The 23,812-nt window shown below is 71.5% G+C and carries 19 protein-coding genes, 1 tRNA gene and 1 riboswitch; of the genes, 17 read left to right on the plus strand and 3 right to left on the minus strand.

Annotation, left to right across the window (positions count from 1 at the left end; translation table 11 throughout):
* Nucleotides 1-36: 36 nt before the first annotated feature.
* From pkaE to Sco07f_RS34300, 12 genes are all read left to right on the plus strand, one after another.
* Nucleotides 37-1,527, plus strand: a complete 1,491-nt coding sequence (gene pkaE / locus Sco07f_RS34245; protein WP_203604091.1) for a serine/threonine protein kinase PkaE — start codon at nt 37-39, stop codon at nt 1,525-1,527.
* 184 nt (nt 1,528-1,711) lie between these two features.
* Nucleotides 1,712-2,365 carry a SurA N-terminal domain-containing protein gene (locus Sco07f_RS34250; protein WP_007450478.1) on the plus strand — a complete coding sequence of 218 codons (654 nt, stop codon included), beginning with the start codon at nt 1,712-1,714 and terminating at the stop codon, nt 2,363-2,365.
* Nucleotides 2,366-2,441: 76 nt separating this feature from the next.
* The gene (locus Sco07f_RS34255; RefSeq protein WP_108990178.1) at nt 2,442-3,419 is read left to right on the plus strand and encodes a nucleoside triphosphate pyrophosphohydrolase; all 978 of its coding nucleotides are present in this window, start codon (nt 2,442-2,444) and stop codon (nt 3,417-3,419) included.
* Nucleotides 3,416-4,807, plus strand: a complete 1,392-nt coding sequence (locus tag Sco07f_RS34260; protein ID WP_244942209.1) for a cytochrome P450 family protein — start codon at nt 3,416-3,418, stop codon at nt 4,805-4,807. The genes Sco07f_RS34255 and Sco07f_RS34260 overlap by 4 nt, the downstream gene beginning before the upstream one ends.
* A 143-nt stretch (nt 4,808-4,950) precedes the next feature.
* Nucleotides 4,951-5,979: a transglycosylase family protein gene (locus Sco07f_RS34265; RefSeq protein ID WP_108990179.1), complete on the plus strand. Its 1,029-nt coding sequence runs from the start codon at nt 4,951-4,953 to the stop codon at nt 5,977-5,979.
* A 183-nt stretch (nt 5,980-6,162) separates the two neighbouring features.
* A riboswitch (cyclic di-AMP (ydaO/yuaA leader) is annotated at nt 6,163-6,329 on the plus strand.
* A gap of 3 nt (nt 6,330-6,332) precedes the next feature.
* Nucleotides 6,333-7,061 carry a resuscitation-promoting factor protein RpfA gene (gene rpfA, locus Sco07f_RS34270; RefSeq protein WP_108990180.1) on the plus strand — a complete coding sequence of 243 codons (729 nt, stop codon included), beginning with the start codon at nt 6,333-6,335 and terminating at the stop codon, nt 7,059-7,061.
* Nucleotides 7,062-7,334: 273 nt separating this feature from the next.
* Nucleotides 7,335-8,615, plus strand: coding sequence for a phosphopyruvate hydratase (gene eno / locus Sco07f_RS34275; RefSeq protein ID WP_007450473.1), 1,281 nt, complete (start codon nt 7,335-7,337; stop codon nt 8,613-8,615).
* 134 nt (nt 8,616-8,749) lie between these two features.
* Nucleotides 8,750-9,232 (plus strand): cell division protein DivIC, encoded by a 483-nt coding sequence (gene divIC, locus Sco07f_RS34280; protein WP_007450472.1) that lies wholly within the window; start codon nt 8,750-8,752, stop codon nt 9,230-9,232.
* A gap of 104 nt (nt 9,233-9,336) precedes the next feature.
* On the plus strand, nt 9,337-9,876 hold the full coding sequence (locus Sco07f_RS34285) for a DUF501 domain-containing protein (RefSeq protein ID WP_007450471.1): 540 nt from the start codon (nt 9,337-9,339) through the stop codon (nt 9,874-9,876).
* Nucleotides 9,873-10,826: a Ppx/GppA phosphatase family protein gene (locus Sco07f_RS34290; RefSeq protein ID WP_007450470.1), complete on the plus strand. Its 954-nt coding sequence runs from the start codon at nt 9,873-9,875 to the stop codon at nt 10,824-10,826. The genes Sco07f_RS34285 and Sco07f_RS34290 overlap by 4 nt, the downstream gene beginning before the upstream one ends.
* 470 nt (nt 10,827-11,296) lie before the next feature.
* A complete protein-coding gene (locus tag Sco07f_RS34295) occupies nt 11,297-12,712 on the plus strand; it encodes an NAD(P)/FAD-dependent oxidoreductase (RefSeq protein ID WP_007450468.1) in 1,416 nt (471 codons plus the stop codon).
* 230 nt (nt 12,713-12,942) lie between these two features.
* Entirely contained in the window at nt 12,943-14,259 is a 1,317-nt protein-coding gene (locus Sco07f_RS34300; RefSeq protein ID WP_108990181.1) for an SAM-dependent methyltransferase, read from the plus strand.
* 74 nt (nt 14,260-14,333) lie between these two features.
* Here Sco07f_RS34300 and Sco07f_RS34305 read toward each other — a convergent pair whose 3' ends face one another.
* Both Sco07f_RS34305 and Sco07f_RS34310 read right to left on the minus strand, forming a co-directional pair.
* Nucleotides 14,334-16,865 carry an ABC transporter permease gene (locus Sco07f_RS34305; protein WP_087790665.1) on the minus strand — a complete coding sequence of 844 codons (2,532 nt, stop codon included), beginning with the start codon at nt 16,863-16,865 and terminating at the stop codon, nt 14,334-14,336.
* A gap of 84 nt (nt 16,866-16,949) precedes the next feature.
* Nucleotides 16,950-17,720, minus strand: coding sequence for an ABC transporter ATP-binding protein (locus tag Sco07f_RS34310; protein ID WP_054103480.1), 771 nt, complete (start codon nt 17,718-17,720; stop codon nt 16,950-16,952).
* Nucleotides 17,721-18,111: 391 nt separating this feature from the next.
* On the opposite strand from Sco07f_RS34310, the gene Sco07f_RS34320 reads away from it, so the two are divergent.
* The 4 genes from Sco07f_RS34320 (at nt 18,112) to Sco07f_RS34335 (ending at nt 23,028) form a co-directional block, all read left to right on the plus strand.
* Nucleotides 18,112-18,198 (plus strand) — tRNA-Leu (locus Sco07f_RS34320).
* Nucleotides 18,199-18,362: 164 nt separating this feature from the next.
* A complete protein-coding gene (locus tag Sco07f_RS34325; RefSeq protein ID WP_108990182.1) occupies nt 18,363-19,532 on the plus strand; it encodes a 4-hydroxybenzoate 3-monooxygenase in 1,170 nt (389 codons plus the stop codon).
* Between the two features lie 168 nt (nt 19,533-19,700).
* Entirely contained in the window at nt 19,701-20,624 is a 924-nt protein-coding gene (locus tag Sco07f_RS34330) for a Bax inhibitor-1/YccA family protein (protein ID WP_007450431.1), read from the plus strand.
* Between the two features lie 175 nt (nt 20,625-20,799).
* Nucleotides 20,800-23,028 (plus strand): FG-GAP-like repeat-containing protein, encoded by a 2,229-nt coding sequence (locus Sco07f_RS34335; protein WP_108990183.1) that lies wholly within the window; start codon nt 20,800-20,802, stop codon nt 23,026-23,028.
* A gap of 118 nt (nt 23,029-23,146) precedes the next feature.
* On the opposite strand, the gene Sco07f_RS34340 is transcribed toward Sco07f_RS34335, so the two are convergent.
* Complete coding sequence (locus tag Sco07f_RS34340) at nt 23,147-23,377, minus strand: DUF4287 domain-containing protein (protein WP_007450441.1); 231 nt, start codon at nt 23,375-23,377, stop codon at nt 23,147-23,149.
* A 133-nt stretch (nt 23,378-23,510) separates the two neighbouring features.
* Between Sco07f_RS34340 and Sco07f_RS34345 the strand changes: the two genes are divergently transcribed.
* The gene (locus Sco07f_RS34345; protein WP_007450430.1) at nt 23,511-23,792 is read left to right on the plus strand and encodes a hypothetical protein; all 282 of its coding nucleotides are present in this window, start codon (nt 23,511-23,513) and stop codon (nt 23,790-23,792) included.
* Nucleotides 23,793-23,812: the final 20 nt, after the last annotated feature.

Raw genomic sequence — 23,812 nt, forward strand, 5'->3', positions numbered from 1 at the left:
GTGGCGACGGGACGCGTCGTCGCCGGCCGGTACGAGCTGTCCACGCTCATCGGCCAGGGCGGCATGGGACAGGTCTGGACGGCGTACGACCGGCGTCTGGACCGGCGCGTGGCGGTGAAGCTGCTGCGCCCCGACAAGGTCGCCGGGGCGGAGGCCGACGAACTGCGCCGCCGGTTCGTGCGCGAGTGCCGGATCACCGCACAGGTCGACCACCCCGGCCTGGTCACGGTGCACGACGCGGGCAGCGAGGGCGAGGAGCTGTTCCTCGTCATGCAGTACGTCGACGGCGCCGACCTCTCCGACCACCTCGCCGAGCACGAGCCCTACCCGTGGCAGTGGGCGGTCGCGGTCGCCGCCCAGCTGTGCGCCGTACTGAGCGCCGTGCACGCCGTGCCGATCGTCCACCGCGACCTCAAGCCGCGCAACGTCATGGTCAAGCAGGACGGCACCGTCACCGTCCTCGACCTCGGCGTCGCCTCCGTCATGGACGCCGACACCACCCGCCTCACCCACACCGGCACGCCCATCGGCTCCCCCGCCTACATGGCACCCGAGCAGGCCATGGGCGGCGCCGTCGGCCCGTACACCGACCTGTACGCGCTCGGTGTGCTGCTGCACGAACTGCTCAGCGGCGACGTCCCGTTCTCCGGCTCGACGGCGCTCGGCGTGCTGCACCGGCACCTGTACGAGCCCCCGCTGCCCGTGCGCGGCATCCGTCCCGAGGTCCCGGAGGCGCTCGAGGCCCTGGTGCTGCGCCTGCTCGCCAAGGACCCGCAGCACCGCCCCGACTCCGCCCAGGAGGTCTACGAGCACCTGGCGCTCCTGCTGCCCGCACGCGGCGTACCCACCGGCGGCCCCCTGGACCCCACCCGCCCCTTCGTGCGCCCGCACGCCCCCTGGCCCGACCTCGCCCGCACCCCCGCGCCGCAGCCGGCCCCCGCCCCGCCCGTCGCCGAGGCGGGCAAGCCGGACGTCGCCCGTGCCGTCGACGACGTCAAGCGGCTGCTCGGCGAGGGCCGCATCACCCAGGCCGTCGACATCCTCGGCGCGATCCTGCCCGCCGCCGCCGAACAGCACGGCGAACGCTCCCCGGTCGTGCGCACCCTGCGCAAGCAGTACGCGGCGACCCTCATGGACGACGGCCAGTACCGGCGCGCCCTGCCCGAACTGCGCCGCCTCGCCGACGAACGCGCCGCCGAGGCCGGCCAGGCCGACCCGCAGTCCCTGCGCCACCGCTACGACGCCGCCCAGTGCCTGGAACAGCTCGGCGAACCGGCCGCCGCACTCACCGAGTACCGCGCGCTGCTGCCGTACTACGAGAACCGGTACGTCGCCGGAGACCCCGACCTCGCGCACGACGTGCGCCGCCGCATCGGCCACCTGCTCCTCGCCCTCGGCGACCGCGCCGCCGCCCACGACACACTGGCCCGGCTGCTGCACGACGTGGAGCGCGTCCACGGCCCCGGCCATCCGCTCGCGGCCGAGATCCGGCGCACGTTGCAGTGGCTCGGCCAGATGCGCGGCTGACCACCGCCCGGTCACCGGTGGACCACCGGCCGGCCCCCGCCGCCACGCGGGCCGGGGGCGAGGCGGTGCCCGAAGTCCTGATGAATCGTTGGTCCAATGGGTTGGCCAGAGCCGGGCCACTGCCTAACATCGATCATCGCAAGACTTTGTGCACCGTCGCACAATCTCCAAACGGGAGGTTCCCTTGCACCGCCGCAGCCGCCGTCGCCCCGCGCTTCTCCTCACCGCCGCGATCGCCGCAGCGGCACCCCTGCTCACCGCCTGCGGCAGCGACGCGCACCCGGGCGCCGCGGCCGTCGTCGGCGACCAGCGGATCACCGTCGCCCAGCTGGAGAACCGCGTCGACGAGGTGCGCGAGGCCCAGCGCGCCGCCGTCCCGGACGACGCCCAGTACCAGCAGGTCGTCGCCAGGACCGGCACCCTCACCCGGGACACCCTGCACGGCATGGTCCTCGACCGGGTCCTGCACCGGGCCGCCCAGGACGCCGGTGTGACCGTCAGCCGCAAGGAGGTGCAGGGGATGCGCGGCGATCTGGAGACGCAGGCCGGCGGCCCCGAGCAGCTGGAGACGGTATGGCTCCAGCAGTACGGCGTCGCCCCCGAGCGCCTCGACGACAACCTCCGCGTCCAGCTGGAGGCGCAGAAGCTCGCCCAGAGCCTCGGCACCGACACCAGCCGGCCCGAGTTCTGGCAGGCCCTGTCCGAGGCCTCCAAGAAGCTCGACGTCGACCTCAACCCGCGCTACGGCGCCTGGGACGTCCAGAAGAGCAGCCGCGTCGACACGCCGACGCCGTGGGTGCGGGAGGTCGCGGCGGCCGGCGGGCAGCAGCCGGCATAGCGCCACTGAGCTGCACCGATACGGTGCCCTGTGGACAACTCGCGGGGCCGTCGGGGGTGTGCGTTAGGTTCGGAGAGTGAACGCAACCAGCGCCGGCCCGACCGCCCCCGACCAGGGCCGCATCGTCCTGCTCACCACCAGCCACCGGGTCGCCCCCGGCCTGCTGTCCTGGCCCGCCTGGCAGGCCCTGCGGACCGCCGACCGCGTCCTGTGCGCCGACGGCGCCCACCCCCAGCTGCCCTATCTGCGCGAGGCGGGCATACGGGTCGACGAGGCGTCCCCGACCGCGGAGGAACTGGTGGACGCCTGCGCCGGCGGCCGCACGGCCGTGGTCGTCGCCACCGGCGAGGGCGACCCCGCGCTCACCGACGGACTCGCCCGCCTCGCCGGCTCCGGCCGCGTCCACATGCCCGAGCTCGAACTGCTCCCCGCCTCCTACGACCTCCCCGGCGCCCGCCTCCTCGACCTCGTCCAGGTCATGGACCGCATCCGCCTCGAATGCCCCTGGTCCTCGCAGCGCACCCACAAGGGCCTGGCCAAGTACGCCATCGAGGAGGCGTACGAACTCGTCGAGGCCATCGAGGACGGCGACCGCGACGAACTGCGCGAGGAGCTGGGCGACGTCCTCCTCCAGGTCGTCTTCCACGGCCGCATCGCCGAGGAGGACCCCGACGCGCCGTTCTCCGTGGACGACGTGGCCGGCACCATCGTCGACAAGCTCGTCCACCGCCACCCGCACGTCTTCGGCGACGAGACGGCCGACACCCCCGAGGAGGTCCGCGAGCACTGGCTGCGCACCAAGGCCGCCGAGAAGCAGCGCACCTCGGTCACCGAGGGCGTCCCCCTCGGCCAGCCCGGCCTCGCCCTCGCCGCCAAGCTCCACTCCCGCGTCCGCACCGCGGGCCTCGACGTCCCGCTGCCCACCGGCGAGGGCATCGGCTACGACCTGCTCGCCCTCGCCGCCCGCGCCGAGGCCGGGGGCACCGACCCCGAGGCGGCCCTGAGAGCGGCGGCCCGGACCTACCGGGACGCGATCAGGGCGGTCGAGGGATGACCGGCAACCCGCCCGTACCCGGTTCTGCTTCCGGCCCCGTAGCCGGTTCTGCTTCCGGCCCCGTAGCCGGTTCTGCTTCCGGCCCCGCCCCCGGGCCTGCCTCCGGACCCGTCCCCGAGCTGTTCACCTGGGAGTTCGCGAGCGACCCCTACCCCGCCTACGCCTGGTTGCGCGAACACGCCCCCGTGCACCGCACCCGGCTGCCCAGCGGAGTGGAGGCCTGGCTGGTCACCCGGTACGCCGACGCGAAGCAGGCGCTCGCCGACCCGCGGCTGTCCAAGAACCCGGCGCACCACGACGAGCCCGCGCACGCCAAGGGCAAGACCGGCATTCCGGGGGAGCGGAAGGCCGAGCTGATGACCCATCTGCTGAACATCGACCCGCCCGACCACACCAGGCTGCGACGGCTGGTCAGCAAGGCCTTCACACCCCGCCGGGTGGCCGAGTTCGCGCCCCGGGTGCAGGAACTGGCCGACGGCCTCATCGACCGCTTCGCCGCCACCGGCTCCGCCGACCTCATCCACGAGTTCGCCTTCCCGCTGCCCATCTACGCCATCTGCGACCTGCTCGGCGTCCCCCGCGAGGACCAGGACGACTTCCGGGACTGGGCGGGCATGATGATCCGTCACGGCGGAGGCCCGCGGGGCGGCGTCGCACGCTCGGTGAAGAAGATGCGCGGCTACCTCGCCGACCTCATCCACCGCAAGCGCGCCGCACTGCCGCTCGAACCCGCACCCGGCGAAGACCTCATCTCCGCCCTGATCCGCGCCTCCGACCACGGCGAGCACCTCACCGAGAACGAGGCCGCGGCCATGGCCTTCATCCTGCTCTTCGCAGGATTCGAAACCACCGTCAACCTGATCGGCAACGGCACGTACGCGCTGCTCACCCACCCCGAGCAGCGTGAGCGGCTGCAGACCTCGCTGGCCGCCGGGGAGCGCGGCCTGCTGGAGACCGGCGTCGAGGAACTCCTGCGCTACGACGGCCCGGTGGAGCTGGCGACCTGGCGGTTCGCCACCCGGCCGCTGACCATCGGCGGGCAGGAGGTCGCGGCCGGCGATCCCGTTCTCGTCGTCCTGGCCGCCGCCGACCGGGACCCGGAGCGGTTCACCGACCCGGACACCCTGGACCTCGCCCGACGCGACAGCCAGCACCTCGGGTACGGACACGGCATCCACTACTGCCTCGGCGCCCCGCTGGCCCGGCTCGAGGGACAGACGGCGCTGGCCACGCTCCTCACCCGGCTGCCGGACCTCCGCCTCGCCGCCGACCCGGCCGAACTCCGGTGGCGCGGCGGCCTCATCATGCGCGGTCTGCGCACTTTGCCGGTGTCGTTCACCCCGCCCGTGTCATCGGGCGACAACGGTCCGTCGCCTACGCAAAAGTGACACGCGCTCAACTCTGTGATCTTCACGTGATCTGCGCGGCATGAACTTGTGACAAGCGATGATCTCCCTATACGTTCACGGATCAACGTGGTGTCGAGCGTCATCCGCCGCGTGGTCCCCGTCGTCTTGTGAAAGGTCGTCGCATGCTCTCCGGGAACGGTCGTCACCGCCGCCCCCGCCAGGCACCCGCTCTGGTCGTCGCAGCCGGAGTGACCGGCTCCGCCATCGCGATCCCCCTGCTCGGCGCCACCGGTGCCCACGCGGCCGACGGAGCGAACTGGGACCGCGTCGCCGAGTGCGAGACCGGCGGCGCCTGGAGCCAGAACAGCGGCAACGGGTACTACGGCGGCCTGCAACTGTCGCAGGAGGTCTGGGAGCAGTACGGCGGTCTGGACTACGCGCCCAGCGCCGACCAGGCCAGTCGCTCCCAGCAGATAAGAATCGCCGAGAAGATACACGCGGACCAGGGCATCGCCGCCTGGCCGACCTGCGGACTGCTGGCCGGGCTGGGCAACGGCCCGGGGGTCTCGAGCGGCGGCTCGGACGCGTCCGGTGACGGTGCGTCGGAGGGCACGGACGCGTCGGGGGAGACGGACGGCTCCGGCGCGTCCGAATCGCCCACGAACACCGAAAAGCCCGAGTCGTCACAGTCGCCCGAGTCGTCCGAGCCCTCCCAGCCGTCCGGCACGACCGACTCGGCCGACGCCTCCGAGTCGACGTCCGGAGCGCCCTCTTCGTCCCCTTCGCCCACTTCTCCGCCGTCGTCCGGCACTCCCTCCGAGGCCTCGCCCGACGACGCGGCCTCCTCCACGAAGTCGGACACACCCACCGAATCCGACCTCGGTGCCGGCGCGGAACAGCGGGACGCCGAGGGCTCGTCCGGCTCCGGCCGCCACCGCGGCGACAGCGCGGACGAGGGTGCGGCGGACAGGAGCCGTACCGACGATGCGACGGGGCGGCACGCCTCGCGGGACGGCGAGCCGCGAGAGGTCGAGGACGGCTCGTACACGGTCCGTTCCGGCGACAACCTCTGGGCCATCGCCGACTCCCTTGAGGTCGACGGCGGGTGGCGCGCGCTGTACGCCGGCAACAAGGCGGTCGTCGGCGCCGACCCGGACCACATCCTCCCCGGTCAGACGCTCACGGTCACGGGCGAATCGGGCGAAAAGTAGGGGGAGTTCGCGTCACGGTTAGAGACCGTATGTCCCTTTTGGATCTCGTGAGAGATAGGTCTCAGAAGCCGTGATCGTCTTTGAAAATCCGCGGAGCGCGTGTCTACGGTCATGACCGCTCGCCACCGCGGGCCCCGACAGCCGCAACGCCGAATCCTGCCAGCGGCCGTACGGGAACAGTCGTCGCGTCAAGCGCCGCAGGCAGGAGCGGGGGACCCAAGGTAAGTGCCGCACCGGGCAGTTGAGCCGGAGCGGCTAGGGGTGAAGCCGAGTTCCGCGAGGAACCCGGCCGGGCAACTCAACCGGCCCGAACCCGACAGCTCACCTCGCAGGCGTCGGTGAGGGGATCAACCATGCTGTTTTCCGGCAAGGGCAAGCACCGTCGCCCGTCCAAGGCCACCCGTGTCATCGCCGTCGCCGGCGTCACCGGTGCCGCCGTCGCCGCCCCGCTGATGGCGGCCGGCAACGCCTCCGCCGCCACCGCGTCCGAGTGGGACGCCGTCGCCCAGTGCGAGTCCGGCGGCAACTGGTCCATCAACACCGGCAACGGTTACTACGGCGGTCTGCAGTTCTCCGCCTCCACCTGGGCCGCCTACGGCGGTACGCAGTACGCCTCCTCCGCCGACCAGGCGAGCAAGTCCCAGCAGATCGAGATCGCCGAGAAGGTGCTCGCGGGCCAGGGCAAGGGTGCCTGGCCGGTCTGCGGCACCGGCCTGTCGGGCGCCGCGTACACCGGTGGCGGCTCCGAGGACAGCGGTTCCTCCAGCTCCGAGAGCTCGCAGAGCCAGAGCGGCGGCTCCACCGCCAAGCGCTCCACCGAGCAGAAGGCCTCCCGCTCCTCCGAGCGCCCGGCCGCCGAGCCGAAGGCCGAGGAGCCCGCCAAGAAGACCGTCACCACCCCGACCGGCAAGAAGGTCGAGAAGGGCGACGGCGAGTACAAGGTCGTCAAGGGCGACACCCTCAGCTCGATCGCCGAGGAGCACGACGTCAAGGGCGGCTGGGCGAAGCTGTTCAAGCTGAACGACGACATCGTCGACGACGCCGACCTGATCTACCCGGGCCAGCAGCTGCACCTGAAGTAAGGGGCGGCGGCTCCCGAGACTCCCGCCCCGGTGCGTGTTCCCCCGTACGCACCGGGGCGGGATTTTTCGTGCCCCGGTCCCGCGGGGTGCCCGCCCGGTTTCCGGAAACGTCTTTGTTCCGTTCGGAAACAATTTACTCTCGGTTCTGTCCAGCGGGTGGGCGATCGGCTGGCCGATCGCCCCGGGCCGGTTAGGCTCGGTCCCGCAGAGCCGCCGCGGTCCCGCGGGACCCGCGCGTCACACCGAAGCGTCACATTGAAGAAGGAGATGCTCGTGCCGTCCATCGACGTCGTCGTAGCCCGGGAAATCCTGGACTCCCGAGGCAACCCCACGGTCGAGGTCGAGGTCGGCCTCGACGACGGCAGCACGGGTCGTGCCGCCGTTCCGTCCGGCGCCTCCACCGGTGCCTTCGAGGCCATCGAACTCCGTGACGGCGACCAGAGCCGTTACCTCGGCAAGGGCGTCGAGAAGGCCGTGCTGGCCGTCATCGAGCAGATCGGCCCGGAGCTGGTCGGCTACGACGCCACCGAGCAGCGGCTGATCGACCAGGCCATGTTCGACCTGGACGCCACCGACAACAAGGGCTCGCTCGGCGCCAACGCCATCCTCGGCGTCTCCCTCGCCGTCGCCCACGCCGCCTCCGAGGCCAGCGACCTGCCGCTGTTCCGCTACCTGGGCGGCCCGAACGCGCACCTGCTGCCGGTGCCGATGATGAACATCCTGAACGGCGGCTCGCACGCCGACTCCAACGTGGACATCCAGGAGTTCATGATCGCTCCGATCGGCGCGGAGTCCTTCTCCGAGGCCCTGCGCTGGGGCGCCGAGGTCTACCACACCCTCAAGAAGGTCCTGAAGAACAAGGGCCTGGCCACCGGACTCGGCGACGAGGGCGGCTTCGCCCCGAACCTCGGCTCCAACCGCGAGGCACTCGACCTCATCCTCGAGGCGATCAAGGAGGCCGGCTACACCCCCGGCGAGCAGATCGCCCTGGCGCTCGACGTCGCCGCGTCCGAGTTCTACAAGGACGGCTCCTACTCCTTCGAGGGCAAGGACCGTACCGCCGCCGAGATGACCGAGTACTACGCCGAGCTGGTCGAGGCGTACCCGCTGGTCTCCATCGAGGACCCGCTGTTCGAGGACGACTGGGACGGCTGGAAGACCATCACCGCCAAGCTCGGCGACAAGGTCCAGCTCGTCGGCGACGACCTGTTCGTCACCAACCCGGAGCGCCTGGCCCGCGGCATCGAGGAGAACTCGGCCAACGCCCTGCTGGTCAAGGTCAACCAGATCGGTTCGCTGACCGAGACCCTGGACGCCGTCGAGCTGGCCCAGCGCAACGGCTTCAAGTGCATGATGTCCCACCGCTCCGGCGAGACCGAGGACGTCACCATCGCCGACCTGGCCGTCGCCACCAACTGCGGCCAGATCAAGACCGGCGCCCCGGCCCGCTCGGAGCGCGTCGCCAAGTACAACCAGCTGCTGCGCATCGAGGAGATCCTCGACGACGCCGCGGTGTACGCCGGCCGCAGCGCGTTCCCCCGCTTCAAGGGCTGAGCGCCACCCGGTAAGGCCCCGTAAGAGGCAGCGTCGTACGTACGTCCCCGTACCCGGTCCCGTACCGTGTGCGGGGACGTACGCACGTATGCGGACGACGCAGGCAGGACGACGCGCGAAGGCGGAGGCGGCACATGGCGGTGAAGGACCGGGACCGTTTCTCCACCGCGACCAGGATCCGGATCATCGGGGAGCAGACCGCGGCCCGGGTCTACCGCTCGCAGACCAAGCGCCAGGCCCGCCGCTCCCGGCTGACCGGCCGGGCCGCGCTGCTCGCGATGGTGCTCTGCTCCCTCGTGGTCGCCCTCGCCTACCCGATCCGGCAGTATGTCGCCCAGCGCGCCGAGATCGCCGATCTCCAGCAGGAGCAGCGGGAGACCCGGCAGCGGGTCGAGGACCTGCGCGACCTCAAGGCACGCTGGCAGGACGACGCCTACGCCGAGCAGCAGGTGCGGCTGCGGCTGCACTACGTGATGCCGGGGGAGACGGGGTTCATCGTGGTCGATCCCGAAGCGGCCGACCGGACCCGCGCCGAGGCCGGCGCCGCCGACCGGGCTTGGTACCGGAACGTCTGGGACGGGGTCGACAAGGCAGACGCCGCCGCCCGCCGGCAGTGAACCGACCACGCCGACAAGTGCCGACCACGCCGACGGCGCGGACCGCTCCGACCGCTCCGACCGCTCCGGCAGTGACTCAACAGGAAGACCAGCAGAAGACAGTCATGCAGACTCCCCCGCCGACCACCCCGCGCACCGAGCCGACCGACGCGGACGTGGCGGCCTTCAAGCAGCAGCTCGGACGGCCCCCGCGCGGCCTGCGCGCCATCGCGCACCGCTGCCCCTGCGGACAGCCGGACGTCGTGGAGACGGCACCGCGCCTTCCCGACGGCACGCCCTTCCCCACGCTGTACTACCTGACGTGCCCGAAGGCGGCCTCCGCCATCGGCACGCTGGAGGCGAACGGCGTGATGAAGGAGATGACCGAGCGCCTGGCCGCCGACCCGGAGCTGGCCGCCGCCTACCGCGCCGCGCACGAGGACTACATCCGGCGCCGCGACGAGATCGAGGAGCTGACCGGCTTCCCGAGCGCGGGCGGCATGCCGGACCGGGTGAAGTGCCTGCACGTGCTGGTCGCCCACTCGCTGGCGGCCGGCCCCGGCGTCAACCCGCTGGGCGACGAGGCGATCGCGATGCTGCCCGAGTGGTGGCGCAAGGGGCCGTGCGTGACGGTTGCCGAGACCGACGGGGAGGACGCCCAGTGACCCGTGTCGCCGCCATCGACTGCGGTACGAACTCCATCCGCCTGCTGGTCGCCGACGCCGACCCCTCGACCGGCGAGCTGACCGACCTGGACCGCCGCATGACCATCGTGCGGCTCGGCCAGGGCGTCGACCGCACCGGGCGGCTGGCCCCCGAGGCGCTGGAGCGGACCTTCGCCGCCTGCCGGGAGTACGCCGAGGTCGTCAAGACGCACGGCGCCGAGCGGCTGCGCTTCGTGGCCACCTCCGCCTCCCGCGACGCGGAGAACCGGGACGACTTCGTGCGCGGGGTGCTGGACATCCTGGGCGTGGAGCCGGAGGTCATCACCGGCGACCAGGAGGCCGAGTTCTCCTTCACCGGCGCCACGAAGGAACTGACCGGCCGCACGGACCTCGCCAGGCCCTACCTGGTCGTCGACATCGGCGGCGGCTCCACGGAGTTCGTCGTCGGCGACGACCACGTGCGCGCCGCGCGCTCCGTGGACGTCGGCTGCGTCCGGATGACCGAGCGGCACCTGGTGCGCGACGGCGCGGTCACCGACCCGCCCACCGAGGCGCAGGTCGCGGCGATGCGGGCGGACATCGAGGCCGCCCTCGACCTCGCCGGTCGGACGGTGCCGCTGCGCGAGGCGCGCACGCTGGTGGGGCTGGCCGGTTCGGTGACGACCGTCTCCGCGATCGCCCAGGAGCTGCCGGAGTACGACTCGGCCGCCATCCACCACTCCCGCGTCTCCGTCGGCCGCGTCCGTGAGATCACCGACTGGCTGCTGCGCTCCACCCACGCCGAACGCGCGGCGGTCCCCTCCATGCACCCGGGCCGGGTCGACGTGATCGCGGCCGGTTCCCTGGTACTCCTGACGATCATGGAGCGGACGGGCGCGGAGGAGGTCGTCGTGAGCGAGCACGACATCCTCGACGGGATCGCTTGGAGTTGCGCCTCCGAGGCGCGCTGAGGAGCGATCCTCGACGGCATCGCGTGGCGCATCGGCCAGGGGGTGTGCGCGGCGGCCGTGCGGTAGTGGTCTGAGCAGGGCGGACGACGATTGAGCGGGGATCGGGGGCCTTCCGGGGGCCCTCGGTGACATCCCGTCGGGAAAGTTCGTGAAGTTCTTCACAAGGAAATGGGCCCCGTCGGACGACGAAAGTGCGCTCGTTGACCCTTTTGGGGTTTCAACTGCCCTTTGAACGTGTTCAGGACGGTGTCGCGAGAGGGTCGCGCGGAACCGTCGGGGGCGGGTGGTTCACCGTCCCGGCGGTGCGGAGGTGCAGCTCACGCGGCATTGACAACGGGGCGCCCTACACGCTGGTTCCTTCGCTCGCCATGATCTCCGTCACTTCGGCGGCGGATGGTAGCACAGCCTCCACCGAACCTTGTGAAGGGGCGCACGAACCACCCCCCTCGGTCGGGTGGATACTCGATGGCATGAGCACCACGGAGCGTCCCAGGATCCTCGTAGTAGGCGGTGGGTACGTAGGCCTGTACGCAGCTCGACGCATCCAGAAGAAGATGCGTTACGGCGAGGCGACCGTCACCGTCGTCGACCCGCGGTCGTACATGACCTACCAGCCCTTCCTCCCCGAAGCCGCCGCCGGCAGCATCTCCCCGCGGCACGTCGTCGTCCCCCTGCGGCGCGTGCTTCCGAAGGCGGAGGTCCTCACCGGCCGGGTCACCACCATCGACCAGGACCGCAAGGTCGCCACCGTCGCGCCGCTGGTCGGCGAGGCGTACGAGCTGCCCTTCGACTACCTGGTCATCGCGATGGGCGCGGTCTCCCGCACCTTCCCGATCCCCGGCCTCGCCGAGCAGGGCATCGGTATGAAGGGCATCGAGGAGTCCATCGGTCTGCGCAACCACGTCCTGGAGCAGCTCGACAAGGCCGACTCCACCACCGACGAGGAGATCCGCCGCAAGGCGCTCACCTTCGTCTTCGTCGGCGGCGGTTTCGCCGGTGCGGAGACCATCGGTGAGGTCGAGGACATGGCCCGGGACGCGGCCAAGTACTACAACAACGTCTCCCGCGAGGACATGCGCTTCATCCTCGTGGACGCCGCCGACAAGATCCTCCCCGAGGTCGGCCCCAAGCTCGGCCAGTACGGCAAGGAGCACCTCGAGGGCCGCGGCGTCGAGGTCTACCTGTCCACCTCCATGGACTCCTGCGTCGACGGTCACGTGGTGCTGAAGAACGGGCTCGAGGTCGACTCCAACACCATCGTGTGGACGGCCGGCGTCAAGCCCAACCCGGCGCTGGCCCGCTTCGGCCTGCCGCTCGGCCCCCGCGGCCACGTCGACACCCAGGCCACCCTCCAGGTCCAGGGCACCGACTACATCTGGGCCGCGGGCGACAACGCCCAGGTGCCGGACCTCGTCGGCCGCAAGGCGGGCAACGAGAACGCCTGGTGCCCGCCCAACGCCCAGCACGCGCTGCGCCAGGCCAAGGTCCTCGGCGACAACGTGATCTCCGGCATGCGGGGCTTCCCGCAGAAGGAGTACAGCCACGCCAACAAGGGCGCGGTGGCGGGCCTCGGCCTGCACAAGGGCGTCGCGATGATCGTCATGGGCAAGATGAAGATCAAGCTCAAGGGCCGCCTCGCCTGGTACATGCACCGCGGCTACCACGGCATGGCGATGCCGACCTTCAACCGCAAGATCCGCGTCTTCGCGGACTGGACGCTCGGCATGTTCCTCAAGCGCGAGGTCGTCTCCCTCGGCGCGATGGAGACGCCGCGCGAGGAGTTCTACGAGGCAGCCAAGCCGGCCCCGAAGCCGGCCGCGGCGAAGGCCGCCGACGACAAGCCGGCCGAGAAGACGGCGGAGAAGACCGAGGCCAAGGCCTCCTGACCCCCGGTCGCTCCCGGCAGTACGCGCAGCAGTAGCAGTCCCTCGAAGGGGCCGTCCGCCATCCGTGGTGCGGGCGGCCCCTTCGCGTGGGCGCGCCGCCCGGGCGACAAAGCCGTTGGTGTGTACAGCTATTTTGCCGAGTCGTAACGCGCGCCGGGGACTGTACGGCGGGCTCCCAGGTGTTTACGTGGTGTTGGACATTCCGGGATCGCTCGTCACGGAGGTACGCCATGGCTGACGCCGCGCTGCGGCTGCAGAACCTCTTCGAACAGTTGCTGGGAGCACCACTCCCGGTGCGCATCCGCGCCTGGGACGGTTCGCAGGCGGGTCCGCCGGGCGCACCGACCCTCGTCGTCCGCAACCGCAGGGCGCTGCGCCGCCTGCTGTTCAAACCCGGTGAACTGGGCCTGGCCCGCGCCTGGGTGGCCGGCGACCTCGACATCGAGGGCGACCTCTACACCGCCCTCGGTCTGATGGCCGGCCTGATCTGGGAGCGCGGTGAGGACGCCCGCGGCCTGGTCGAGGCGCTGCGCGACCCGGAGGCCCGGGCCGCCGTACGCGGTCTGGTGAGGCTCGCCGGGCCGCCGCTGCCCCCGGCCCCGCCGCCGGAGGAGGTCCGCCGCTCCCGCGGCCACCTGCACACCAAGCGCACCGACCGGCGGGCCATCAGCCACCACTACGACGTCGGCAACGACTTCTACGAACTCGTCCTCGGCCCCTCCATGGTGTACTCCTGCGCCTACTGGCCCGCGCCGCCCGCCGAGGGCGGCACGCTGGAGGACGCCCAGCGCGACAAGCTCGAACTGGTCAGCCGCAAGCTGGGCCTGAGCCCCGGTCAGCGTCTCCTCGACGTCGGCTGCGGCTGGGGCTCCATGGCGATCCACGCGGCCCGCGAGCACGGCGTGAGCGTCGTCGGCGTCACCCTCTCCCAGGAGCAGGCCGCGTACGCGCGCAAACGCGTCGCCGACGAGGGGCTCACCGACCGGGTGGAGATCCGCGTCCAGGACTACCGGGACGTCGCGGACGGGCCGTACGACGCCATCTCCTCCATCGGCATGGCCGAACACGTCGGCGCCGAGCGCTACCTGGAGTACGCCACCGACCTGCACAAGCTGCTCAAGCCCGGCGGACGGCTGCTGAACCACCAGATCGCCCGCCGCCCCCAGAGGGACGAAGCCACCTACCGCGTCGACGACTTCATCGACGCCTACGTGTTCCCCGACGGCGAACTGGCCCCGGTCGGCACCACCGTCACCCAGCTGGAGCGTGCCGGGTTCGAGGTCCGCGACGTGGAGTCGATCCGCGAGCACTACGCGCTCACCCTGCGCCGCTGGGTCGCCAACCTGGAGTCCGACTGGGCGACCGCCGTCCGGCTCGTCAGCCCCGGCCGCGCCCGGGTCTGGCAGCTGTACATGGCCGCCTCCGCGCTCGCCTTCGAACGCAACCGCATCGGCGTCAACCAGGTCCTCGCCGTGAAGACGCCCGGCTCGGGCGCCTCCGGCCTGCCGCTGCGCGCCCGCGTGTGGGGCGCCCCCGGCCAAACCTGATCCACGCACGACCCGAAGGGCCGGGCCCCGTGCGGGGAGCCCGGCCCTTCGGGTCGTGCGGTGTCGCGGCGAGGTCACTCGGTCTTGATCGCGTTCAGCATGTTCAGCCGGGCGGCGTTGCGGGCCGGCCACAGGGCGGCCAGGACGCCCACCAGACCGGCCAGCACCACGAAGATCCCGATCCGGTCCCAGGGCAGGACCAGCGCGTACCCGGGGATCTCCTCGGCGACGGTCTCGCCGATCGCCCAGCCGAGGAACGTGCCGAGACCGATGCCGACCACCGCGCCGAACACCGAGATCACGACGGCCTCCAGCCGCACCATCCGCTTCACCCGGCGCCGGTCCAGGCCGATCGCGCGCAGCATGCCGATCTCCTGCTGCCGTTCGAAGACGGACATCGCGAGGGTGTTGACGACACCGAGCACCGCGATGATCAGTGCCATCGCCAGCAGGCCGTACATGACGTTCAGCAGGGTGTTGATGGCGCCGCCGAACTCGTCGCGGATGTCCTGCCGGTCCATCACGGTGATCGCGGGGTTGTCGCCGAGCGCGTCGACGAGGACCTTCTCGTTCGCCGACGACTGGCCGCCGTCGACCTTCACGAAGATCTGCCGGATGGACGGCTGCGCCTCGTGCCCGTCCACGATCTTCCGGTCGACGAGGACGGGGGAGAGGAACTCGCTGTCCTTGTAGACGGCGCCGACCGTCAGCGTGGCCTTCTCGTCGTCGTCGAAGGTGACGGGGACGGTGTCGCCGGGCTTCCAGCCCCTGTTCTCGGCCGTCTTCTCGGCGACCGCGATCCGGCCCCGGGCCAGCGAGCCGGCGTCGCCGCTGACGACGTCGACGGTGAGGACCTTCTCGATGTCGCCGGGGGTGACGGCGGAGGCCGACACGTACTCGCCGTCGACCCGGAAGTAGGCGTCCTGCTGCGGCGACACCGCGGACACGCCGTCGGCCTTCTCCAGGGCCGTCAGCGCGGACCGGTCGAGGTCGCCCCCGTTGGCCATCGAGACCATGTAGTCGGCCCTGATGTTGTCCGTGGTCATCTTGTCGATGGCCGCGCCGACCGTGACGCCGAGCACCGACAGGCCGGTCACCAGCGTCAGTCCGATCGCCAGCGCCGAGGCGGTCGCGCCGGTACGGCGCGGGTTGCGGACCGCGTTCTGGCCGGCCAGCTTGCCCGCCACCCCGAAGGGCCCGACGAGCAGCGGACGGACGAGCGCGATCACGGGCCGGGACAGCAGCGGGATGAGGACGATCACGCCGATCAGTGCGAAGAACGCGCCCCCGCCGATGTACATCCGGCCGTCGTCGCCGCCGGCCGAGGCGCCCGCGACGATCCCCGCCGCACCGAGGGCGGTGACGGCCGCGCCGATGGAGTTGCGCACCACCAGCGACTTGGTGGTGGCCACCGCGTGGACGCTGTTCATGGCCGCCACCGGCGGGATCTTCGCGGCCCGGCGGCCGGGCAGCCAGGCGGCGAACACCGTGATCAGCACGCCCACCGCGAACGCCGCGACCACCGGCGTGGCGGACAGGACCAGCGGACCGGCCGGCATCTTCATGTCGAACGCGGCCATGCCGGAGCGCAGTCCGACGGCCAGACCGACACCGAGGGCGAAGCCGACGGCCGAGGCCACCAGGCCCACCAGCGCGGCCTCGGCGAGCACCGAGCGGGTGATCTGCCTGCGGGACGCGCCGACGGCGCGCATCAGGGCGATCTCCTTGGTGCGCTGCGCGACCAGCATCGTGAAGGTGTTGGAGATCAGGAAGATCCCGACGAAGAGCGCGATGCCCGCGAAGCCGAGCAGGACCTGCTTGAGGTTGCCCAGACCCTGTTCGATCTGGTCGGCCTGCTCGTCCGCGAGCGCCTGCCCGGTCCGGGCCTCGGCGCTGTCCGGCAGCAGCGGCTCGACCGCCTTCAGGATCCGCGCGTCGTCGGCGCCGGGGGCGGCGGTGACGGTGACCTCCTCGAAGTAGCCGGGCCGGAGGTACTGCTTCTGCGCGACGGCGGTGTCGAAGAGGACGAGGCTGCCGCCCGCGTTGACGGCGCCGTCCTCGGTGGTGAACACACCGCTGAGGGTGTACTCCTTCACCGGGCCGTTGGTCGCGACGCGCACCCGGTCGCCGACCTCGTACTCGCCCTTGCCGGCGGACTCCTCGTCCAGGGCGATCTGGTCGTCCTTCACCGGGCCCGAGCCGTCGGTGAACGTGTACGCGGTGTCCTTGCCGTCCTTGCCGGGCGCGAAGTTGGAGCCCTTGTTGGACCAGCCGACGCCGATCAGCTTCCCGTCGGGGTCGGCGACGCCGGCGAAGCCCTCGACGCGGCCGTACACCCCGGCGACGCCGTCCACGGCGGAGATCCGGTCGAGGACCTCGCCGGAGAGGCCGGGCTCCTCCTTGGGGTTGTCCGGGTCGGCGTACGAGGTGACGGCGACGGCGACGTCGTCGTAGCTCTTCGCCGACTGGTTGCGGAAGGCGTGGGAGAGGGTGTCGGCGAAGACCAGGGTGCCGGAGACGAACGCCACGCCGAGCATCACGGCGAGCACGGTCATCAACAGCCTGGCCTTGTGCGCGAAGACGTTGCGCAAGGCGGTACGGAACATGGGTCTTCTCTGTCCGGAGGTACGTGCGAATCAGGGGCGGGGCGGGTCGGCCGGTGCCGATTCAGGGGCGGGGACGGGGACGGGTCAGCTGGTGCGGCCCTTGGCGTCGAACCGCTTCATGCGGTCCAGCACCGAGTCGGCCGTCGGCCCGTACAGCTCGTCGACGATGCGTCCGTCCGCGAGGAAGACCACCCGGTCCGCGTAGGCGGCGGCCACCGGGTCGTGGGTCACCATCACCACGGTCTGGCCCAGTTCCCGCACCGAGTTGCGCAGGAAGCCGAGGACCTCGGCGCCGGAACGGGAGTCGAGGTTTCCGGTCGGCTCGTCACCGAAGATGATCTCCGGCCGCGAGGCCAGCGCCCGCGCCACGGCGACCCGCTGCTGCTGCCCGCCGGAGAGCTGGGCGGGCCGGTGCCCGAGGCGTCCGGACAGCCCGACCATCTGGATCACGGAGTCCACCCACTGCTTGTCGGGCTTGCGGCCCGCGATGTCCATCGGAAGGGTGATGTTCTCCAGCGCCGTCAGCGTCGGCAGCAGGTTGAACGCCTGGAAGATGAAGCCGATCTTGTCCCGGCGCAACTTGGTGAGCTGCTTGTCCTTGAGCGAGCCCAGCTCGGTCTCGCCGATGCGCACCGAGCCGGACGAGAAGGTGTCCAGGCCCGCGACGCAGTGCATCAGGGTGGACTTGCCGGAGCCGGAGGGGCCCATGATCGCGGTGAGCTCGGCCTGCCGGAACTCGATGGAGACCCGGTCCAGGGCGACCACCTGGGTCTCGCCCTGGCCGTAGATCTTGGAAAGCTCCGTGGCGCGCGCGGCCACGAGGGTGGACCGGTCGGCGATGGGTGCGGTGGTCACGGGAAGGGCGCTCCTGTCGGTACGGCGAGTGCTGGGGACGTCCTCCATCGTTCCTGCCGTACGGCGCCGTGTAGTCAGCCGCTGTTCCGGTTTACGGGGGCGACTCCGGTCGGACGGCACCGGCCCGTGTCATACCTGCGGATGACGGGCGACCCCGACGGCGGGGCGGGTGAGAACGGGGCGGGCGCCCTGGTCGAGACGGTGAAATCCCGTCATTCCGCATACACGGCGAGCCGTCACACGCAAGGCTGTTGGCATGTGCTGATGGCCTGCCCCTGGTATCTGATGCTCCCTCAGGCGCCAATAAAATAAGACAACATCGGGCCTCCCGCCGAAGGGCGGGAGGTGCCTCCCGATAGGCTCAAGGCACGCGACGCGGAGCCCACGGCCTGCCCGGATGGTGGAATGCAGACACGGCGAGCTTAAACCTCGCTGCCCCTTCGAGGGCGTGCCGGTTCAAGTCCGGCTCCGGGCACCATCACCGTCGCGCCGGTGCGCGGAACCGCCGCGGCCCTCTTGGTTCCCGAGACCGTTGACAGAGGTGTGCAGTCGACCGGAAACTCATCCCCAGATAGTGAAGGAAATTTCACTACGCGAACAGCGTCTGTCCATGGCAACGACGCCGATCGAAGGGAACGACCGATGCGCACCACCGTCGGCATCATCGGGGCAGGCCCCGCCGGGCTCCTGCTGGCCCGGCTGCTGCACAACGCCGGGATCGACTCGGTCGTCCTGGAGAGCCGCGACCGTGCCTACGTCGAGCGCAGGCAGCGCGCCGGGATCCTGGAGCAGGGCACGGTGGACGTGCTGCGCGAGGCCGGGGCCGGGGAACGGATGGACCGGGAGGGGCTCCGCCACGACGGCATCGAGCTGCGGTTCGACCGCCGCCGTCACCGCGTCGACTTCCCCGCGCTCACCGGCGGCAGGTCCGTCATGGTCTACGCCCAGACCGAGGTCTGCAAGGACCTCATCGCCCTCCGGATCGAGGAGGGCGGCCCGCTGCTGTTCGAGACCGAGGCGCTGGCGGTGGAGGGTGCCGACACGGACCGGCCGCGCGTCCGCTTCCGCCGCGAGGGCGTCGAGGACGTGCTGGAGTGCGACTACGTCGTCGGCTGCGACGGCTTCTGGGGAGTGGCCCGGAGCGCGGTCCCGGACGGGCGCACCTTCGAGCGGACGTACCCCTTCTCCTGGCTCGGCATCCTCGCCGACGTCGCCCCTTCGCACGACGAACTGGTCTACGCCCGGCACGACCGCGGCTTCGCCCTGCTGTCCATGCGCTCCCCGTCCGTCTCCCGCCTCTACCTCCAGGTCCCCGCGGACACGGACGCCGACGACTGGAGCGACGAGCGGATCTGGGACGAGCTGGAGCGCCGCTTCGAGACCGACGACGACTGGACCCTGCGCCGGGGGCCGGTCACCCAGAAGTCGGTCACCCCGATGCGCTCCTACGTCCACGAGCCCATGCGGCACGGCCGCCTCTTCCTGGCCGGCGACGCCGCGCACATCGTGCCGCCCACCGGAGCCAAGGGCCTCAACCTCGCCGTCGGCGACGTGGTGACCTTCGCGCGGGCGCTGGCCCACCGCACCGCGACCGGCTCCGACGACCTGCTCGACGCCTACTCCGCGACCTGTCTGCGCCGCGTCTGGCAGGCCGAGCGGTTCTCGTACGACATGACGACCCTGCTGCACACCGCCCCGGACGCCACGCCCTTCGAGGACCGGCTCCAGCTGGCCCGCCTCGACCGGATCGCCTCCTCCCGCGCCGCCGAGACCGACCTCGCCGAGGCCTACACCGGGTTCCCGATCGGGTGAGCGGTGCCCGGCAGTCCGGGCACCCCCGGCCGTGAGGGGAATCACTGATCGGCGTAGCGTGTTGAGTCGCAAGGCGAGGGAAAGATCCTCCCCAAGCAGTAGGGTCATTCCTTTGCCGTTCTATTACTCTTGAGCCAAGGCTGCGCCGTGTGGCCATGGAGGAGTGAAATGAGGAGCAGAAACCCGGTCTTCTCGCGACGGGGGTTCAGCCGCGACAACGGCTACGCGGGCTTCAACGCCGCGCCGCAGGCCGGGGGACCCGCCGTCGCCACGCAGGCCAACCCGTACGCGCAGGGCACCCAGGGCAACCCGTACGCCCAGCCGCCCGCCGGCAACCCGTACGCGCAGAACCCGTACGCCCAGCCGGACCAGCAGTTCGGCGCGCCGCCGCAGGCGCCCGCCACCGCCGGCCGGATGACGATGGACGACGTCGTCATCCGTACGGCGAGCACGCTCGGCGTGCTCGTGGTGACGGCCGCGCTCGCGTGGGCGCTGCTGCCGGTGGACGACGCCAACATCAGCCGCTCTTACGGCATCGGCATCGGCGCCGCCGTGATCGGCATGGTCCTGGCGCTCGTCCAGTCCTTCAAGCGCAAGCCGACGCCGGCGCTGATCCTGTCCTACGCGGCGTTCGAGGGTGTCTTCCTCGGCGTCGTCTCCAGCGTCGTCGACAACCGCATCGCGGACGGCGCGGCCATGCAGGCCGTGATCGGCACGATGGCGGTGTTCGCCGGTGTGCTGATCGCCTACAAGGCGGGCTGGATCCGGGTCAACCGGCGCTTCTACGGCTTCGTGATGGCCGCCGCGCTCGGCTTCGTCTTCCTGATGATGGTGAACCTGCTGTTCGCCGTCTTCGGCGGCGGCGACGGCCTCGGCTTCCGCAGCGGCGCGCTCGGTGTCGTCTTCGGCATCGTCGGCATCATCCTCGGCGCCTGCTTCCTGGCCCTCGACTTCAAGCAGGTCGAGGACGGGCTGGCCTACGGCGCCCCGCGCGAGGAGGCCTGGTTCGCCGCCTTCGGCCTCACGCTGACGCTGGTCTGGATCTACCTGGAGTTCCTGCGTCTCATCGCGATCCTGAACAGCAACGACTAGCAACGACTGGCAACGGCTGGTACGGCTGCTACGACTGCGCAGGTGAAGGGCCCCGGGCTTCGTGCCCGGGGCCCTTCGTGTTGTGCGTGACCAAGTCGTACAACCATACGAATAGATCGCGAGTCTGATCCGGGCGCAGTGCTTCCGTGTCCGATCCTTCTCGTGGGAGTCTCTCTTGCCGTTCCGTTCCCGTGGCACCCGCCTCTCGACGGCGATCCTCGCGGTCCTCGCCGTCACCGCCCTCGGCGCAGGCACGCTGTCCTCCGCCCCGGCCGCCCTCGCCGCCACGTCCGGCGCCGCCCCGGGAACGGCGTCGGTCGCCCCGTCGGCCGCGCTCACCGCGTTTCCGAAGGACGTCGAGATCACGGGCACGAGCGCCGACGGCTTCTTCGGCTACTCCTTCACCCCGGACGGGGAGCGGAAACTGCGCTGGTGGCCCTACGGGGGCGGGGCCCCGACCCCGCTCGACCCTCCCGAGAACGGAGGCTGGGCCTCCTCGGGCGGCGACGTGGTCGCCCTCGGCGACGACAACTGGACCGTCCAGATGCGCTCCCTCACCCTGCGGAACATGGCCGACCCCACCGCCCCCGGTGTCGACATCGACCTGGGCGCGCTCGGTGGCAACTACGTCGCCGTGCTGGGCCCGGCGAGCGTGCTCGCCCAGGTGACGACGGACGACGGCACCGCGGAACTGCACATCGTGAGCAAGGACGGTGCCGGCACGACCAGCCGCAAGGTCTCGGGGCTCCCGGCGGACGCCACCGACTTCACCGGTTCCGCCGTGCGGGACGGCGCCGTCCTCGTCGGGTACGAGACGGGCCCGGCCGACGCCCGCAGGGGCGGCCGGGCGCTGGTCGACCTGGCGGACGCGACGGTGTCGGAGACGTACGCCTCCGCCGATTCCGGGTACGACTTCACGCACCTCATGTTCTCCGGCTCCCAGGTGGCCTGGCTCGACTGGAAGTCCGGCACCGGCATGTTCGTCACGTCCGTCGACCGTGCGACGGGTGAGCGGACACAGACCGTCCTGGGCGCCCGGGACAGTGAGTGGTACACCGAACTCGTGGGCGACTGGCTGGTGTACGGCAACGCGTCGGCGCCCGTCCGGGCCGTCTCCCTGGCCGGCGGAGAAACCCGCGTCCTGGCGGAGAGCGGGTCCGGCTCGGCGGGCGCCGGGGACGGCAGCGCGGTGGTGCGGGGCACGAGGGCCGCCGACGGCGACGGGCTGTTCCGCATAGCGGCCGCGCAGGACGGCACTCCGACGGTCACCAAGGTGGCGGACGCGGCGGAGCCGGCGGTCGGTGTCGAGATCCAGGGGGCCGACGTCCCCGAGGTGGCCCACCTCGACCGGACGGGCGGCAAGGTGACGCTGGGCTGGACGCTGTCCCGCCCCGACGCCCGTCTGGACCTCACCCTCACGCACGACGCCACGGGCAGGCAGCTCCGGACGCGCGTCACCGCCCCGGCCACCGGAACCGACTTCACGTACACCTGGGACGGCACCATCGCCGGGGTGGACGCACCGAACGGCGCGTACACGGTGGACGTCACGGCGAGGTCGCTCGACGGCCTCGGCGAGATCGCCGGGCAGAGCTTCGCCATGACCGTGGACCGGACGGCCAACCCCCACGACTACACCGACAACGGTTCCACCGACCTGCTCGCCCGCGACGCGTCCGGTGTGCTGTGGCGCGACGACCTGCGGGACCGGCCGCTGGACGGCCGGGTCCAGCCCGCCCAGCGGGCCCGGGTCGGCGGCGGCTGGAACACGTACAAGCAGATCGAGGCCGTCGGCGACCTCGCGGGTTCCCGGGCCGGTGACCTGGTGGCCCTCGACGGTTCCGGCGTGCTGTGGCACTACCTCGGCAAGGGGGACGGCACCTTCGCGACCCGCACCCGGGTCGGCGGCGGCTGGAACGTCTACACCAGGCTCACCGGCGGCTCGGACCTCGACGGCGACGGCCGCACCGACCTCCTCGCCGCGGACACCTCCGGAGTGCTGTGGTTCTACAAGGGCACGGGCTCGGCCGCCGCTCCCTTCGCCGCGCGCGCCCGGGTCGGCGGCGGCTGGGGCGTCTACGACCGGCTCACCGCCGTCGGCGACATTGCCGGCACGGCTGCCGGAGACCTCGTCGCGCGCGACAGGAGCGGCGTCCTGTGGCTCTACCAGGGCAACGGCAAGGGCAACTTCCTCAGCCGCGTGCGGGTCGGTGGAGGCTGGAACGTGTACACACACCTCGTCGGCGCCGGCGACGTCGACAACGACGGGCGCCCGGACCTGATCGCGTACGGCGCGGGCGGCACGTACCTCTACCACTCGACGGGCTCCGTCACCGCCACGTTCGTCCGCCGGGCGACGTCGTTGTACCCGGGCGAGGGCGCCGAGTTCAACAACATCGCATGACAGCGGTGGCGGGAGCCGCCCGGTGAGCGGCCCCCGCGCACGACTTCGCCCCGCCGGGACGACAACCCCCGGCGGGGCGAAGTGAGCGAGGACGTCTGGCGTCGGACAGGACCCGCGGTCACAGCAGTTTGCGCGCGGCCCTTCTCAGGTCGTACTCGTGGACGATCGCCTTCGCGTGGCCGTACGCGAGGTTGTGCTCGTGGCGGAGCCAGCTGACCTTCTCCTCGAAGCGGAAGAGGGCGGGGCCGTCGTCGACGGCGCGCAGCCAGTCGGAGATGTCACGGCCGGTGCACTGGGGAATGCGGGCGAGCAGATTGCGATGGGTCTCCTCGGAGAAGACTTGGGACATCGGCGCCTCCGGGCGAAAGGGGTAGTAAGCCGGTCCTTCAGGTCACCGTGCCTGAGCGTTCGCCCGTTGGCAACAGTCCCGCACGGCCGCGTACGCTCGCGCCGTGGTTGATACGACGCCTTTGACCCGTGCCGTGGACGACTTCGCCGACCGGCTGCGGGCCGCCCCGCAGAGCAGGCTTCAGCGCGGCGCCGCCGCCGAGGCGCTGGAGCTGGCCAGGGAGTTGGCCCGGCGCGCCCAGCTCGTGGAGGAACCCGGGACCGAGCCCCGCGAGATGCCGGACGCGGGCATGTTCGCCGCCGCCGACCAGATCGCCGTGGCCGCACACGACTTGGCCCTCGTACTGGAGCACGAGGGCCAGGTGGAGGAGGCGGCGGCGCTGGTGGAGGAGGCCCGCAAACGGGCCGGGGTCTGAGGCGACCGGCACGCCCGGCG

This window comes from Streptomyces coelicoflavus, from assembly GCF_003112555.1.
GTDB lineage: Bacteria > Actinomycetota > Actinomycetes > Streptomycetales > Streptomycetaceae > Streptomyces > Streptomyces coelicoflavus.